This is a genomic window from Paenibacillus sp. ClWae2A (genome assembly GCF_032452295.1).
Lineage (GTDB): Bacteria > Bacillota > Bacilli > Paenibacillales > Paenibacillaceae > Paenibacillus.
This window is the reverse complement of record NZ_JAULSQ010000001.1, coordinates 448,094-462,775: the sequence shown is the minus strand read 5'-3', so window position 1 is coordinate 462,775 and position 14,682 is coordinate 448,094. Positions and strand designations below refer to the sequence as shown.

Annotated in this window: 11 protein-coding genes; 2 read left to right on the top strand and 9 right to left on the bottom strand. The window is 45.5% G+C overall.

Annotated features, from left to right (window positions below; genetic code table 11):
* Positions 1–61: 61 nt before the first annotated feature.
* Together QVE09_RS01875 and QVE09_RS01870 are read right to left on the bottom strand one after the other, a co-directional pair.
* Positions 62–835: an alpha/beta hydrolase gene (locus QVE09_RS01875; protein WP_315935417.1), complete on the bottom strand. Its 774-nt coding sequence runs from the start codon at positions 833–835 to the stop codon at positions 62–64.
* A 41-nt stretch (positions 836–876) separates the two neighbouring features.
* Positions 877–2,160 carry an SGNH/GDSL hydrolase family protein gene (locus QVE09_RS01870; protein WP_315935416.1) on the bottom strand — a complete coding sequence of 428 codons (1,284 nt, stop codon included), beginning with the start codon at positions 2,158–2,160 and terminating at the stop codon, positions 877–879.
* Between the two features lie 289 nt (positions 2,161–2,449).
* Between QVE09_RS01870 and QVE09_RS01865 the strand changes: the two genes are divergently transcribed.
* Together QVE09_RS01865 and QVE09_RS01860 are read left to right on the top strand one after the other, a co-directional pair.
* On the top strand, positions 2,450–3,592 hold the full coding sequence (locus tag QVE09_RS01865; RefSeq protein WP_315935415.1) for a family 8 glycosyl hydrolase: 1,143 nt from the start codon (positions 2,450–2,452) through the stop codon (positions 3,590–3,592).
* 229 nt (positions 3,593–3,821) lie between these two features.
* Positions 3,822–4,655 carry an AraC family transcriptional regulator gene (locus tag QVE09_RS01860; protein WP_315935414.1) on the top strand — a complete coding sequence of 278 codons (834 nt, stop codon included), beginning with the start codon at positions 3,822–3,824 and terminating at the stop codon, positions 4,653–4,655.
* Positions 4,656–4,801: 146 nt separating this feature from the next.
* Here the strand turns inward: QVE09_RS01860 and QVE09_RS01855 are convergent, their stop codons facing one another.
* From QVE09_RS01855 to QVE09_RS01825, 7 genes are all read right to left on the bottom strand, one after another.
* Positions 4,802–6,394 (bottom strand): ABC transporter substrate-binding protein, encoded by a 1,593-nt coding sequence (locus tag QVE09_RS01855; RefSeq protein WP_397387006.1) that lies wholly within the window; start codon positions 6,392–6,394, stop codon positions 4,802–4,804.
* 88 nt (positions 6,395–6,482) lie between these two features.
* Positions 6,483–7,379, bottom strand: a complete 897-nt coding sequence (locus QVE09_RS01850) for a carbohydrate ABC transporter permease (RefSeq protein WP_397386990.1) — start codon at positions 7,377–7,379, stop codon at positions 6,483–6,485.
* A gap of 11 nt (positions 7,380–7,390) precedes the next feature.
* Entirely contained in the window at positions 7,391–8,359 is a 969-nt protein-coding gene (locus QVE09_RS01845) for an ABC transporter permease (protein WP_397386989.1), read from the bottom strand.
* Between the two features lie 218 nt (positions 8,360–8,577).
* On the bottom strand, positions 8,578–10,815 hold the full coding sequence (locus QVE09_RS01840; protein WP_315935411.1) for a helix-turn-helix domain-containing protein: 2,238 nt from the start codon (positions 10,813–10,815) through the stop codon (positions 8,578–8,580).
* Positions 10,816–11,014: 199 nt separating this feature from the next.
* On the bottom strand, positions 11,015–12,673 hold the full coding sequence (locus tag QVE09_RS01835) for an ABC transporter substrate-binding protein (RefSeq protein WP_397386988.1): 1,659 nt from the start codon (positions 12,671–12,673) through the stop codon (positions 11,015–11,017).
* A gap of 21 nt (positions 12,674–12,694) precedes the next feature.
* Positions 12,695–13,624 carry a carbohydrate ABC transporter permease gene (locus QVE09_RS01830; RefSeq protein WP_315935409.1) on the bottom strand — a complete coding sequence of 310 codons (930 nt, stop codon included), beginning with the start codon at positions 13,622–13,624 and terminating at the stop codon, positions 12,695–12,697.
* 27 nt (positions 13,625–13,651) lie between these two features.
* Positions 13,652–14,506 (bottom strand): ABC transporter permease, encoded by an 855-nt coding sequence (locus tag QVE09_RS01825; RefSeq protein ID WP_036671100.1) that lies wholly within the window; start codon positions 14,504–14,506, stop codon positions 13,652–13,654.
* Between the last annotated feature and the right edge of the window lie 176 nt (positions 14,507–14,682).

The following is a 14,682-nucleotide window of genomic DNA, read 5'->3' as shown; positions in this document are numbered from 1 at the left end:
TCCTGATATTTTAATAGATTTGGTTGATGCTACAATCCGATATGGATGTTTTTCAGCAAATTCACTTGAAAAGACGTTGCGAAAACAGATAAAGATCGTTCTTCCACACGGGCCAATCATGTCCTCCACTTTCCTCATGCCAGATATGGGGTACTCCGTGTTGAGCCAAATATCGGTGAACCCCAAGACTAATCTCTATAAGATTGTCCTGTATACCGCAAGAGATCCATAACAGCGAGAGCAATGAAGGCGCTTTCGAAAGATCGGGGACAAGTAACTCCGGACTTCTGGTGTTTGGGGCTGCGGAGAAAGCGCCGATCCATGCGAAATGGTCTAGATTACTTAATCCGATATTTAAGGATTGACCTCCACCCATGGATAAACCAGCAATAGCCCTTTTATCCCGGCTTTTATGCAAAGGGTAGTTCGACTCCATGTATGGTATCAAATCGTTGAGCAGATCGGATTCAAACCGTTTAAATGCTTTGATTTTTTCAGGTTCAAACAGGTCTCCTTCGGCTCGGTCATTCGACATTGCGCGACCGTTGGGGAAAACAATAACCATCGGCTCAAGCAAGTTATCGTTGTACAGGTTATCGAGAATAATTTGCGGAGAACCATGAGTATGCCATTCGGTTTCGTCTCCACCAATACCATGCAATAGATAAAGTACAGGATACATCGTTGTCGAAGAAAATTCTGGTGGGGTGTACACCATCGCTTTACGGGAATTGCCAACCGCCCTGGAAGGGTACTCTACCGTCTCCATGACTCCGCGTGGTATATTCTCCCGATATTGGTCATATCCCGTTACTGCTGATGAGATCAATTCCATTCTCTTTTCCTCCGAACATATGAATGACTATCAGTCTTCAGTTAATCCACATAGCCAAAACCCAAAATGGTGAAGCATTTATGTTCATGACCTTCCGCCATTTCGATCTCGATAGAGTGCTCCCCAACATGCTCTTCGTTAAGCAGAAGTGTGGCATGGCAATGGGTCCAGTTGACCTTACGCGGATCGACTTTTTGGACGTATACCCCATTTACCTTGATATGTGCGATTCCGAATTCATCGTTACCAGAATCCTTGAAGATCAGAATGAGGCGTTTGCACTGCAAACTTATCCGAAAGCTGCTTTGCGCCTCTTTTCCCTCTCCTGTACACATCCAGTTGTTGGGGAACTGAGGTGTACCATAGTCATGAGCATCCATCTCAGCCATCTGCAGATCCGTGTCCGTTTTACAAAAGGAGCCTGCATCGATTCGGGCAATCTGATTGCCGTTTTTCCGATCCAACAGCTTCACATTAACAAATTCATTTCCAATTAGCGGAGCTTTTTCAATATCATGATCTTTCTCATCCCACTCAGAACGATTCGTCACGTCGAACAAATATTCCAAACAATCGGCCATAATTCGATGCCCTGTGTTAGTCGGATGATATATATCATGGAAAAATTGCTTTTTGGAAATAACGTTGCCTTCACCTTTTGTCTTGTTGAACTGATCTACGACAGCATCTTTCACACTTACCATTGGCAGATCATAATGCCAGCCTACCGGAGCGAGACGATCCTGTAGATTCCAGTCATTTTCGAATACACTGAATAGCAAGATCACTGCTGGCTTGTTATCGGCAGCAAGTGCTTTGAGCACCAGACTCTCGTAACATTTACCTTGGGTTTCATCATCTGCGTCATTGACTGCGAATTCGATTATGACAATATCCGGCTGAACAGCACCTCCCCTCAGCACATCACGATCATAACGTACTATCCCCAGTTCTGAAGGAGTTCCACCCACACCTGCTTTAATCAGATGAATCGGACTATCTTTTGAAAGCGCAAACATAAACTTGAACGACTCATACGACCGATAAGCGTAACTTTGGAGATGAATAGGTACTGCACCGGCACCTTGGGTAATGGAGCCTCCAATATAAGCAATAACGACAGGTTCGCCGTTTTTTGCCTTTTCAATGGCTCGTTTTAATCTGACATTATTCCCTTTGTTCAGAAGAGATCGGCCGATCATGTCGCGATATCCATGTGATTCAAAGTCAATTGCGGGCTTGACTGCCGACGCTGTCACTCCAACTGGATCGCGCGGTGCAGTGAATTCCGTGTTTTCACCTGCATCTCCTGAATCCCGGAGCATAAATCACCATCACATCCTTTCGGTAGATTATGATCATCCTCAAACAGCATTTAAAGGATCACAGCTTGTATTATTATTAGATCAGGTGTGATCCTTCTCCCAAAGTGTATCGCTTACATAATTTTACAACAACCTGACAAAGTATAGGATTTCAACCACTATATCATTTTAAGTTGAGTACAATGACATGCAGATCAGAACACCTATAATTATTCGTGTAAACGCTTTAATTTGTATACTATTTCCATGTTATAATTTTGAGAAACCGCATTGACGAAGGAGGATACGCATGAATATCACGGGTCAAGGCGCGTGGGATACGGGTACATATACAAATCTGTTTCTGAAGCTAGGCTACGATGAGAATGAGATTACAAACAGATTGGAAGAAACATGGAACGAGCTGTTTGATGGAGATGAAAATACTCGAATATATTACCCCATGGGTGAGGACAAGGGCTATTTGCTGGACACCGGTAATCTCGATGTTCGCTCCGAGGGCATGTCCTATGGCATGATGATGGCTGTTCAGATGGACAAAAAGGAAGAATTCGATCGACTCTGGAACTTCTCCCACACGTTTATGCAACATAAAGCGGGACGTTATAAAGATTATTTTGCCTGGCATTGCAAGCCTGACGGAACCCGACTCTCGCAAGGACCTGCTCCTGATGGTGAGGAGTTTTTTGCCATGGCGCTTTTTTTTGCCTCCAACCGCTGGGGCGATGGCGCTGAACCTTATGATTACAAGGCGCAAGCCCGCAAGATCCTTCGTGCATGTGTACATCAGGGCGAAGATGGCGAAGGTGACCCGATGTGGGACCCGGAAACGAAACTGATCAAATTCATACCAGAAACACCGTTTAGCGACCCGTCCTACCATCTGCCTCATTTTTATGAACTATTCGCGAAATATGCGGATGAAGAAGATCAGAGCTTCTGGAACGATGCGGCGGCCGCTAGTCGGGCTTACCTTCATACAGCCTGCCATCCCGTAACCGGACTATCACCTGAATATGCGAACTATGACGGCTCTCCGGCTCCAATACAGCCGCATGGTGATTTCAGACATTTTTACAGTGATGCTTACCGTGTTGCTGCGAATATAGCGCTGGACTGGGAATGGTTCCGCAAGGATCACTGGCAGATCGAACAATCCAATCGGATTCAGTCCTTCTTCAGTGACATCGAAGTTTCCGATTATCGTCGTTATGCCATAGATGGAGAACCTTTCGACGAACCTTCACTACATCCTGTAGGTTTGCTGGCTACCAATGCCATGGCTTCACTGGCTGCGGACGGTCCAGATGCTGACACATTCGTTCGCAAGTTCTGGAACACACCTCTGCGTCAGGGAGAAAGACGTTATTACGACAATTGCCTGTATTTTTTCAGCATGCTGGCCCTAAGCGGAAGATATCGCATGTACTAAGGGAATGTGCACGAGCCGTTGTACCTGTACTGTGAACGTTGGCTTAAAGGACAGGTACAATCCATGCATGGAGTAACGATCCCCCTTAAACATGGTATGATTAACCCCAAACTACTCAACGTATGTAATTTCATTGCAAGCACCTGTGACGAACAGATGTTGAACGATGGTTGAAGCCATATTCAGCGATTGAAGATGGGGTTACAGGTTAGGCAGGAAGGGGCTGTCCATGCGTTCATTTTATTTACCCGATTTATCGGAATTCCACTTTTTTTGTTTTCCTCATTCGGTTGGAAATTACACCAAACCTGATCAGCATCACATCAACAGAATGGAAGGTGTCCAGGATTTCAGCTTGCATTACATTGCCGAAGGCAGCGGATATGTCGAGTTACATCATAAGAAATACGAGTTAAGTAAAGGTAATGTGTTTCTTCATATTCCAAACGACCCTATGCGTTATTATCAGTCCGATGAAGATCCGTGGAATATTTACTGGATTCAGTTCTACGGAAATGCACTCTCTGCTTTTTTACTGGAGAACGGACATTATCAATCCTCTGTCTGGACACAAAACCATGCTTCTCTAATCGAGTCCTCGTTTGAACATTTGCTTGATGAGATTGAGCAATTTAATTTTTTGCGTCCATCTCGAATCTCTGCACTGAATTACAGCGTACTTATTGAATTCATAAGTCATGCCATTCCCCTATCTGCTTACCGGAATCTTAACAATTTCGAGAAGATTACGGCGTTGCTGCCCGAAATGCAAAAAAAAGCCCATCTTCCGTTTGAGCTTGCCATCTGGTCGGATAAGCTGGGATTGACTCCTCATTATTTCTGCAGTCTGTTCAAAAAAGCTACCAAAATGACTCCCGTATCATATATCACCAAATGTCGGATACAGAGCAGCAAACAGTTGTTATTAAGCCATCCTTCCATGCCGATTAAAGAAGTTGCCATGCAATGCGGGTACCCGGGGAACAGCTACTTTAACAAAAAATTCATGGAGTCTGAGGGCAAAACACCTGCGGAATTCCGTCGCCTTCATCTGAAAGCGTAGCACCCATCAAGCGCACAATGTAACCTATATTTCTGATTCTTAACGCCCTTCTGTTCCTTCTTTCTGCTCCATTAAACTCAACAGGAGTATAAAAGGAAGATCCTGAGGTCTCCTTTTCATACTCCCAATTAAGAGTTACTTCAAAGTCACTTTGACAACTTCCATTCATCGTATGCATCTTGATATACTTGTAAATACTTTTCAAGTTGCAATCCCTTGTACCCCGCAATATAACTGTCCCATTCCTTTGTTATATCCTTGTTACCTGTAATAAACTGTGCCATATTGGAATCCACGTAATCCATCAGCGTGCGTTCGATTTGAGAAATGGTCAACGCATCTTCCGGTTTGAAATTGACATTGCTTGGATATACCACATCCAGATTCGCAAATGGTTCGTATTCTTTGGCTGCCAGCCAGAATCTATACTCCCTTGGCCCATCGCCTTCTGCGAGTGGATCTTCAGGAGCTACAAAAGATTCACGGATGGAATTGAGCATTTGCATTGTGCCAAGCTGCCACCATGTATCGGCTAGGGGCACACTTCCGTCCGTCTTGGAAGCAGGTAACAAGACATCATATTTGGCCGGCTGACCATTGTAATCCATCTGGCCACTCTCTGCTTTTTTCCAGCCATCTCCTTCAAAACCATAGGTCGTCAGGATGGTCCCCTCTTCGCTGTACAGGTAATCGGCCAGTCGGATGGCGGCAATTTTTTCTTCCTCTGTCGCTTTGTTCGTAATGACGAAGTCGCTCTGCCCGATTCCCGCAGAATAACCGGAGAGCTGCACGCCATGGGGTCCTTTCAGAGGTGGCAGTACCGCATAATTCTTGTTGCGAGGATATTTGACCCCGCCGGTAACAATGGCATAACCTACAACGCCCACTGCGGCATCTTGTTTATTGGCAAGCTGCTTCACAGCATCTGCATTTTGTGTAAAGGCTCCCTTGTCAATAAGTCCTTCCTGATACAAACGACGAAGATATTCCAGACCTTCCCTCCACTCCGGCTGTGCTGCTGAATAGATGACCACGTCATCCTTCACGCTTAGATATTTACTGGCATCGTTATAGATAAATGCATTCATCAGAAAAGCGTCAACACCACCGCCCCACTCGTCCGGAGTCGTTGTAAATGGGACTTCATCAGCTTTTCCATTACCGTTTGGGTCTTTTTCCTTAAACGCTTTTAGCACTTCATAGAACTCGTCCGTTGTTGTGGGCATACTCATGCCTAGTTGGTCGAGCCAGACGGTATTGATCCACACTCTCTGATTGTAGGTGCAATGCAGGCATTCATTAATTTTGGGAATAGCGTAAATGTTGCCATCCGGCGCAGTAGCAGCTTCCTTAACACCTTCAACCTCTTCGATTGCTTTTTGAATGTTTGGTGCATATTGTTTGATAAGATCGTTGAGCGGAATAAAGGCGCCCATCTTTCCGTACTTGATCTGATCAGCCTTGCTCATTCCTGCATCCAGAATGACTGCCGGGTAGTCTCCGCTCGCGAGAACAAGCTGTTTTTTATCATTATATGCACCGCCGGGTGTCGTTTGCCAAGCAAACTGGATCTTGAGCTTTTCCTCGATATATTTAGAGAATCGATTGATTTGCAGCTTTTCAATGGCTTCGCCCTGTGGTGCCAATACACTCAGACGAACCGATCCATCCTTGGTTACCGCTTCTGCAGAAGAATCCTTGTCTTTATTACCACTGCATGCGGAGAGCACAATGGTCATAACCAGAGTCAAATACAATAATAGACGTCCTGAACTTTTCAACTACGATTCCCCCTTGTAATAAATCAAGCTCATATTTGGTTAGTCGCTACCCCTTCAGAGAGCCAATCATGACCCCTTTAACAAAATGTTTCTGTACAAAAGGATATATAACAAGCACGGGTACACTCGCGATCACAATAAGTGAATATTGCAGCAAATCCTTTAATCCCTGTTGAACAGCCTGAGCGCTGATATTAACGTACATATCCGAGTTATCTGCATTCAAGATAAGCAGGTTACGAAGGAAGATTTGTAATGGAAATTTTGTATAATCACTTAAATAAATCAGTGCGTTGAAATACGTATTCCAATGCCCAACCGCATACATAAGCGCCAGTACGGCAAGAACCGGCTTCGATAACGGCAATACCACCCGCCATATAAAAGCTAAATCGCTGCATCCGTCAATCTGTGCGGCCTCGGCCAGATCATCCGGGATGGTGGATTGAAAAAATGTCCGGGCGATAATGACCTGAAACACAGCGAATGCCCCCGGAAGAATCATGGCCCAGCGTGTGTCGAGCAGCCCAAGGGATTTCACAAGCAAATAATTGGGGATCAGTCCTCCGTCAAAAAACATCGTCACAACAAGCAAAAGCATGATGATGTCGCGCCCATAGAACGACCTTCTAGCCAATGGATATGCGATCATCACCGTAAACGACACATTTAGCACTGTCCCCGCCACGGTATAGAACAGGGAATTACCAAATCCGATCCAGATGTCTTTATTTTGGAATGCGGCCTGATATCCAATCCAGCTGAATTCGACTGGCCAAAGCCACACTTTTCCGGAAGAAACTGCTGACGGAGAGCTAAAGGAAGCGCTTAAAATATGAAGCAAGGGAAACAAAATGATAATCAAAATGAACGCTAAGAACAGATAAATGATGCTCATGAACAATCGGTCTGTAGCAGATTCTCGTATGGCGACGCTCTTCATCATTTTCCTCCCTACCATAAACTGTTGGATGAGACCTTTTTGGATATCAGGTTCACCAGCACTAACAGTACAAAGTTTACAACGGAATTAAACAGCCCGATGGCAGCGGAAAAGCTGAAATCGGAATTCAGTAATCCGACTTTGTATACATAAGTTGAGATGACTTCGGATGCATTTTGGTTCAGCGGGTTCTGCATCAGATATATTTTTTCGAAGCCTACACTCATAGTTGAGCCCACACTCAAGATCAAGAGAATGGACATCACCGGGACCAAGCTGGGAATATCAATGTTTATCATCCGTTGCAGTCGTGTTGCCCCGTCCACTCTGGCGGCCTCGTACAACTCGGGGTTTACACCGGACAAGGCTGCGATGTAGATGATGGCGTTGTACCCCATGAATTGCCACGCATCCGAAAATACATAGATTGTCTTGAACATACTGGCACTGCCCATGAAGTCAATCGGCTCCATGCCGAAGATTCTGAACAGATTGCTGACAAGTCCGACATTGGGCGACAGATTGACGATCAGGATGGACACGATGATTACTGTTGAAATGAAATAGGGTGCGTAAGTGACCATCTGTACTGTTTTTTTGAAAAGACCGTTCCGGATCTCGTTTAATGCCAGTGCCAGCAAAATGGGTAACGGGAAGTTGACGAGCAGACCATATAACGAAATTACTAACGTATTTCGAAAATACTGCCAGAAGAATGGTGCCTGAAACAGCTGTTCAAAATACTTGAGACCTGCCCATGGACTCCCCCATATTCCCTGCACGACATTATAATCCTTAAAAGCAATCAGCACGCCAAACATCGGAACGTACTTGAAAATGAGGATGTACAACATAGGCAGTAAAACTAGCAGATAAAACTGCCAGTGTCTGGCCATTTTGCGGGCAATGCCGCGCGATGACTTTCCGGATAACACAGGCTCTTGCCGTGGTGAAACGGTGAAGGATGATTTGCTGTCCATTGTCACGCTCCTTTGCATGTAATGGTGCCATCTTAAACAGACAATGCATCCTCGAACAATATACATCTTTCACGCATGCAACCTATTTCCTCAAGAGACCTGCTTAGCGGCAAGGAGGGGCAGCGCAGGCGAACCAATCTTTTTCTCCATACAAACATAATTCGTCTATGTCCTACTGCACGCTCTGCCAAGGTTTCCCCGGTCAGCAAAAACTCATCTCAATTCGGTTTAACCGCCCATTTGCGGTATTCACCGGGTGAAGTGCTTACATGTTTTTTGAATGCCCGGCCAAATGAGATCACATTGGCATATCCGACTTCCTCTGCAATCTCATTCAAAGACAACGTCGTTTGCTCCAGTAATTGTTGTGCCCGCTTGATTCGCACATCCATTAAATAATCAACAAATTTGTTGCCCGTCATCTCCTTAAACAATTTGCTGATGGATTTGGGCCTGAGTTGGAACTGCTCCGCCAGATAATCGAGGGACAGATGAGGATTGCCATATTCCCGTTCAATACATTTGCGAATTTCAAAAATCCGTTCCGAATGCGTTCGTTTCTCCTGAAGATGGCGAATCTGCTCTGCCAGGTTCGTCAGCGGGTAACGTACATTTGCCTCAAGCTGCTGGAACGTCTCGGAAGAGGACATCGCATCCTGCAAGGAGGGTTCGGCCTCGTCTGCCCACAGTTCTTGAAATTCTTTGGGAAGTCTGCTTATTTCCCGCTCTATGGAATAGATCATATATCCGACCAGACTTACAATATTATCCCGGTCCAGAATATCCTGCTCAATTTGCTGCATAATTGTATCGTATTCCTGTCTCCAGTCAGACTTCGCTGTACGCAGGGATTGCGCCATGGCATGAACCAGTTGGAAATAGTCAAACGCTCCTGCCTTTTTATCCTGATTTACGTGGGAAAACAGAATGACCTGGTTGCCGCCCAAAACCATCTTGTATTTCAACGCTTGCAGCGCTTGGCGATAAGAATCAGGAATATGCGTATACGCATTGGCGATGCTTCCCACACCAACACTGATTCTGAGATTCATGTTTTGCTCAATCCACGTCCGTGTATCCTCGAACATCTGAAGCAGATGTGGGTCAACTCCCTGTTCATCCTCCAATTGCAGCATGGCTCCCAGAATATCACCCGAAATCCATCCCGCCCATATCGTATAACCGTGTTGTTCAGCCGTTTCCTGAATGACGCTCAGAATGGCGAACTTCAGTAAATATTGATCCCGAGGCAAGTAATACTGTACAAAACGAGCATAATCATCCATTTCTACGACACAGATGACCTGTTTTTGGCTCAGATCATTCAATTGAAATCCGTTTTGCTGTGAGTCCCATTGGCTTGGATTCTCAGGATATTGACCATCCAGCAATTGCTGGAGCAGATATGTTTTCTTCAATTGTTCATCTTCACGATTTTGCTGCTGGTAACTGCGATTCTGTGCCAGAAAAAGATTCAGTGCTGATTCAATGAATGCTAATTCGTCTTTGGGCCTCTGATGATCCGTCGAGACAGGACTGTCCTTAAACTGAGGAACGCTGTTGATCCTGGAGATGATCTGTTCAATAGGCTTGTAGCTTTTTCGCGTAATGTAAAAAAACCAGGCAACCCCGGAGATAATCATGACGATGCCTATCACAAACCAGACGTTATACAGCGCATTGGTAGCGTTTACAAAAATACCGTTTAATGGTCCGCTCACATACGTCCACCCGGTTAATGATGAGGTTTTCTGCGTAACAACAGACAGATCGTCATGCTCCGCCCCGGCCAAGTCGAGAATATCCTGCCCTTCCCCATCCAGAATTCGGGTGTAGCTGATCTGCTGTTCATAAATTCCGTTGACAAGTTCGGTCATTTTGCCGGGGGACAGGTTAACAACTAGCAGCCCTTCCCCGTTAAGGAGAGCGGGACTTCTGAGCACAAGACTGACAACCTGGCGATAACCTACAATGGAAAAGGGTTCAAACTTCCTGAGTTCTGTCCAGTGATTCCCCGCCTTTGTTAACTGCGAGTGGATAAATGGAGCATCTGAAAAATCCTCCAACGTTGTGATGGTTGCATCACTAATGACAACCGGATGATGCGTCCGAACAACATAGATCGAATCTACCAGCGGATGATCCTGCTTGAACTGTCTCATGAACTCGGCTATCTGAATGTGCAGGTAGTCGTTGTCCGTTTGGCTGGCATTCCAAAATAAGAAAAGCTCATTATTGTGCAGCAATTCGGAAAGCAGCTCTTGCTCCATCGTTTTCAGTGAAGAATCAACCAGATTCATGGCCTGAACGAGCAAGCTTTCATTCGCCATGGTCGCTTCCTTACGACTCTGACTGCTCAGTAATTGGTAGTATAAGAAAAACATAAAGGTAACTACAATAAAAAAGACAGGAATGTAGGATAACAGCTGTCGATAATAAAAGATTTTCCTCTTCATGTACGTCTCCCCTCCAGACAATGAAATGATGTTCATATGATATCTGACCGGGAAAACAGGTTCAATCACAGAATTTTAAGAAGGATGCAATGATATTACGATTTAATCTATATCAATAAAAAACGTTCCCGGTTCGCATATGTTGACTGCGAACCGGAAACGTTTGATTGTGTAACCGGACATGATTCAGATACTTTAATTATTTGGAAACAGAAGAAGTATTATAGGAAGACTGCATAATCTCCAGATATCGATTCATGTTCAGTCCCTCCAGGCCTTTAACATATTCATCCCAATCCTTATCCAGACTTTTGGCGCCTGTAATAAACTGCAGGGCGTTCTGATCGATGTAATCCTTGAGATTGGTCTGCATCATGCTGGCTTCATCTGCAAGGGACGGATCAACCCACAATGCCCAATGAGGGAAAACCTCTTTCGGTTCCTTGCCCTCCATTAACAATGTCGCCTCATAGAGCCGTCGCTCATAACCATCATTGGCATAGATGTCCGTTCCCTGTACTTCTGCGTCCCGATATGCCCGGTGGTGATTGTACTGACTCAATGCAGCCCAGCTGTCGTTACGAGGTTCTTCTCCGGAAGGAAGCGGAATGGCTTTATAGAGCGGCTCAATCTGATCATTAAGCGCCACTTCGCCTTCCTGTGGTTTGCGCCAGCTTGTGCCCTCTTCTCCCAGATAAGAAGCCATGGTCCCTTCCTGGGTGTAGAAATAATCCAGCAGCTTTATAGCTGCGATCTGCGTTTCCTCGCTGGCCTTGTTCGTCAGCACAAAGGACGCTCCGGGATCAATCGGATAGTTATACGTAGCATAAGTGGCATTTGGTCCCTTCAGTGGAGGGATGGGATTGTAATCATTCCCGTAAGGTGAACCTTCGGCAGTGGTTACAAATAACGATGGATGCATCGCTGCTCCTGCACCGAGAAGCTGTGCATCGGCGTTATCACCAATTTTTTTGAAGGCCCCGACGTTTTGGGTAAATGCCCCTGGATCAATTAATCCTTCATCGTACAGGGATTTAATATAGGCAAGCCCTTCTTTCCACTCCGGTTTGTTCACTACGGTCTCCACTTTCCCCTGATTGACAATGAGATAATTCCGATCGTCGTCATAGATAAAACCGTTCATCAAGTATGGGATAATGTGCACGCCGAAATTTTCAGTCGAACCGCTTAGCGGTACTTCGTCGGCTTTACCGTTCCCGCTAGGGTCTTTCGTTTTAAATGCCCGAAGCATTTCCTTAAACTCATCTGTCGTCGTGGGTTCGGGCAAACCGAGTTGTTCCAACCATTTGGTGTTGACCCACATCTTGTTCGGGTATGAACAGTGAAAACATTCATTCAGACCCGTCAGACCGTAGATATTTCCGTCTGGAGCGGTGTTCATGGCCCGATAATAGTCATTGCTTTCAAGCACTTTTTTAATATTGGGGGCATACTCCTCAATCAGATCATTCAGCGGCAAAATAACCCCTTGCTGACCAAACTTCAACAAGTCTGTCTGGGAGAAACGATCTACCCAAGGGATAAGCAGATACAAGTCCGGATAATCACCGGAAGCCAGTGAAATCTGTCTTTTCTCCGCTGCACCGTCGAATGGAACCGTGGTCCAGTTGAACTGAATATCAAACTTCTCTTCCATTTTCTTCGTGAATTTGTTCGTGGACAGGTTGGTATCCGAACCCTGGTGAGCAAACACATTAATGGCTGTCTTGCCTGACGGATCGCTGCCTTCCCCATTCCCCTTATCAGAACTTGAACATCCGGCAAGTACCAACGAGGTAAACAGCATACAGGCAAGAATGATGAATCCCGCTTTTTTCAATACAATCCTCTCCCTCATGAATAATAGAAAAAAATGAACTTATCCTTTGACTGAGCCAATCAACATGCCTTGCACGAAATACCGTTGAACAAAAGGATAGATGATTAGCACCGGCAAGCTGGCCATCACAATTAACGAGTACTTCATGAGTTCAGCCATTTGCTGCTGTTTGATCATTTCCGATGCATCCATGTTCCCCGTACTGCTGTTCAGAATAAGAATACTCCGCAATATCAGCTGTAGCGGATAGAGCGACTGTGATTTCAGGTAAATGAGGGCGTCAAAGTATGCATTCCACTGACCGACAGCGTACATAAGTGACAACACGGCGATAATCGGTTTGGCGAGTGGCAGGATAATACTGAAGATAAACCGGATGTCACTGCAGCCATCGATGTCTGCTGCTTCGGACAATTCTTCCGGTATCGAATTCTGAAAAAAGGTACGGGCAATGATGACTTGCCATACCCAGACGGCATTGGGAATCAGCAACGCCCAGCGGGTATCAATCAGTCCCATGGTTTTGACCACCAGATAGGTAGGGATCAAACCGCCCGAGAACAGCATGGTGAAGGTAATAAACATCATTAACGAGCTGCGACCAACAAACGTTTTTTTGGATAATGGATAAGCAATCATAATGGTCAATGCCACGCTGATGAAGGTGCCGCAGGCTGTATAGAAAAGGGAATTGGCATAACCGGTAAGGACTTGATCATTCCGCAATACAGACTTGTAACCGTCAAACGTCAGGTCAATAGGCAACAACCAAACTTTTCCCGAGGAGACGGCAACAGGGCTGCTGAGCGAAGAACTCACAATATATATCAATGGATACAGCACGGCAATCAGCACCACCGTCAGCATGAAGTAAACAACCGTTATAAATACGCGGTCTCCCCATGATTCACGAATCGTACTGCTGCTCTTGATCCGCGAACGTCCTGCATTTGTCTGTGTGTTAGGCATGGGTTGGTTCTCCTCCTTTCGCTCCCGTTACCATAAGCTTGTATTGGACAGTCGCTTGGCGACCGCGTTTACGATTAATAGCAGAATCAGGTTAATCACCGAGTTGAACAGGCCAACCGCAGTAGCGAAGCTGTAATTGGCATTCAGCAATCCTATTTTATAGACATACGTGGAGATGATCTCCGAAGCAGACAGGTTGAGCGGATTTTGCAGCAAATATATTTTTTCGAACCCAACAGCCATGATATTCCCTACACTCAGGATCAGAATAATAACGGCTGCGGGAAGTAGTCCAGGCAGATCAACATTGATGATTTTCTGTATTCGGTTGGCTCCGTCCACTTTGGCGGCTTCATACAGGGATGGATCAACACCTGCGAGAGCAGCCAGATAGATCACAGCGGAGTACCCCATTCCCTGCCACACATCGGAGAATACGTAGATGGATCGAAACAGTCCGGGTTCACCGAGAAAATTCACCGCTTCGAAACCAAGGGCGCCTGCAATCGTGTTGACAATCCCCAGCCGAGGAGACAGAAAGAGCATAATAATGGAGACCATAACAACGGTAGAGATGAAATATGGAGCATACGTCACCATTTGTACTGTTTTTTTGAATCGTATGTTTTTGATTTCGTTCAGCGCCAGCGCCAGTAATATAGGAATTGGGAAACCAACGATCAGGCTGTAAAACGAAATGTAGAGCGTGTTCTTGATCAGCATAACAAACGCCGGATTTTTAAAAAGTAATTCGAAATACTTGGTTCCGGCCCACGGACTGCCCCAGATCCCCTTGATGACGTTGTAATCTTTAAATGCCAGGACCGCATTCACCATGGGTACATACTTAAAAATAATAAAGTAAGCAATCGGTGGCAGGATCAGCAGATATAGCTGCCAATGTCGCCTCCAGCTTCTGGATAATGCTTGCTTCAAGGCAAACGCTTTACTTGGTTTCTCCACGGACTTTGATTCACTGGTCATTGTGGTTCTCAGAATCATCCCCCCATTCTTGGCTCCCAATCGTGCTGAACTTCAACTCAACTTGGTAGCGCTTA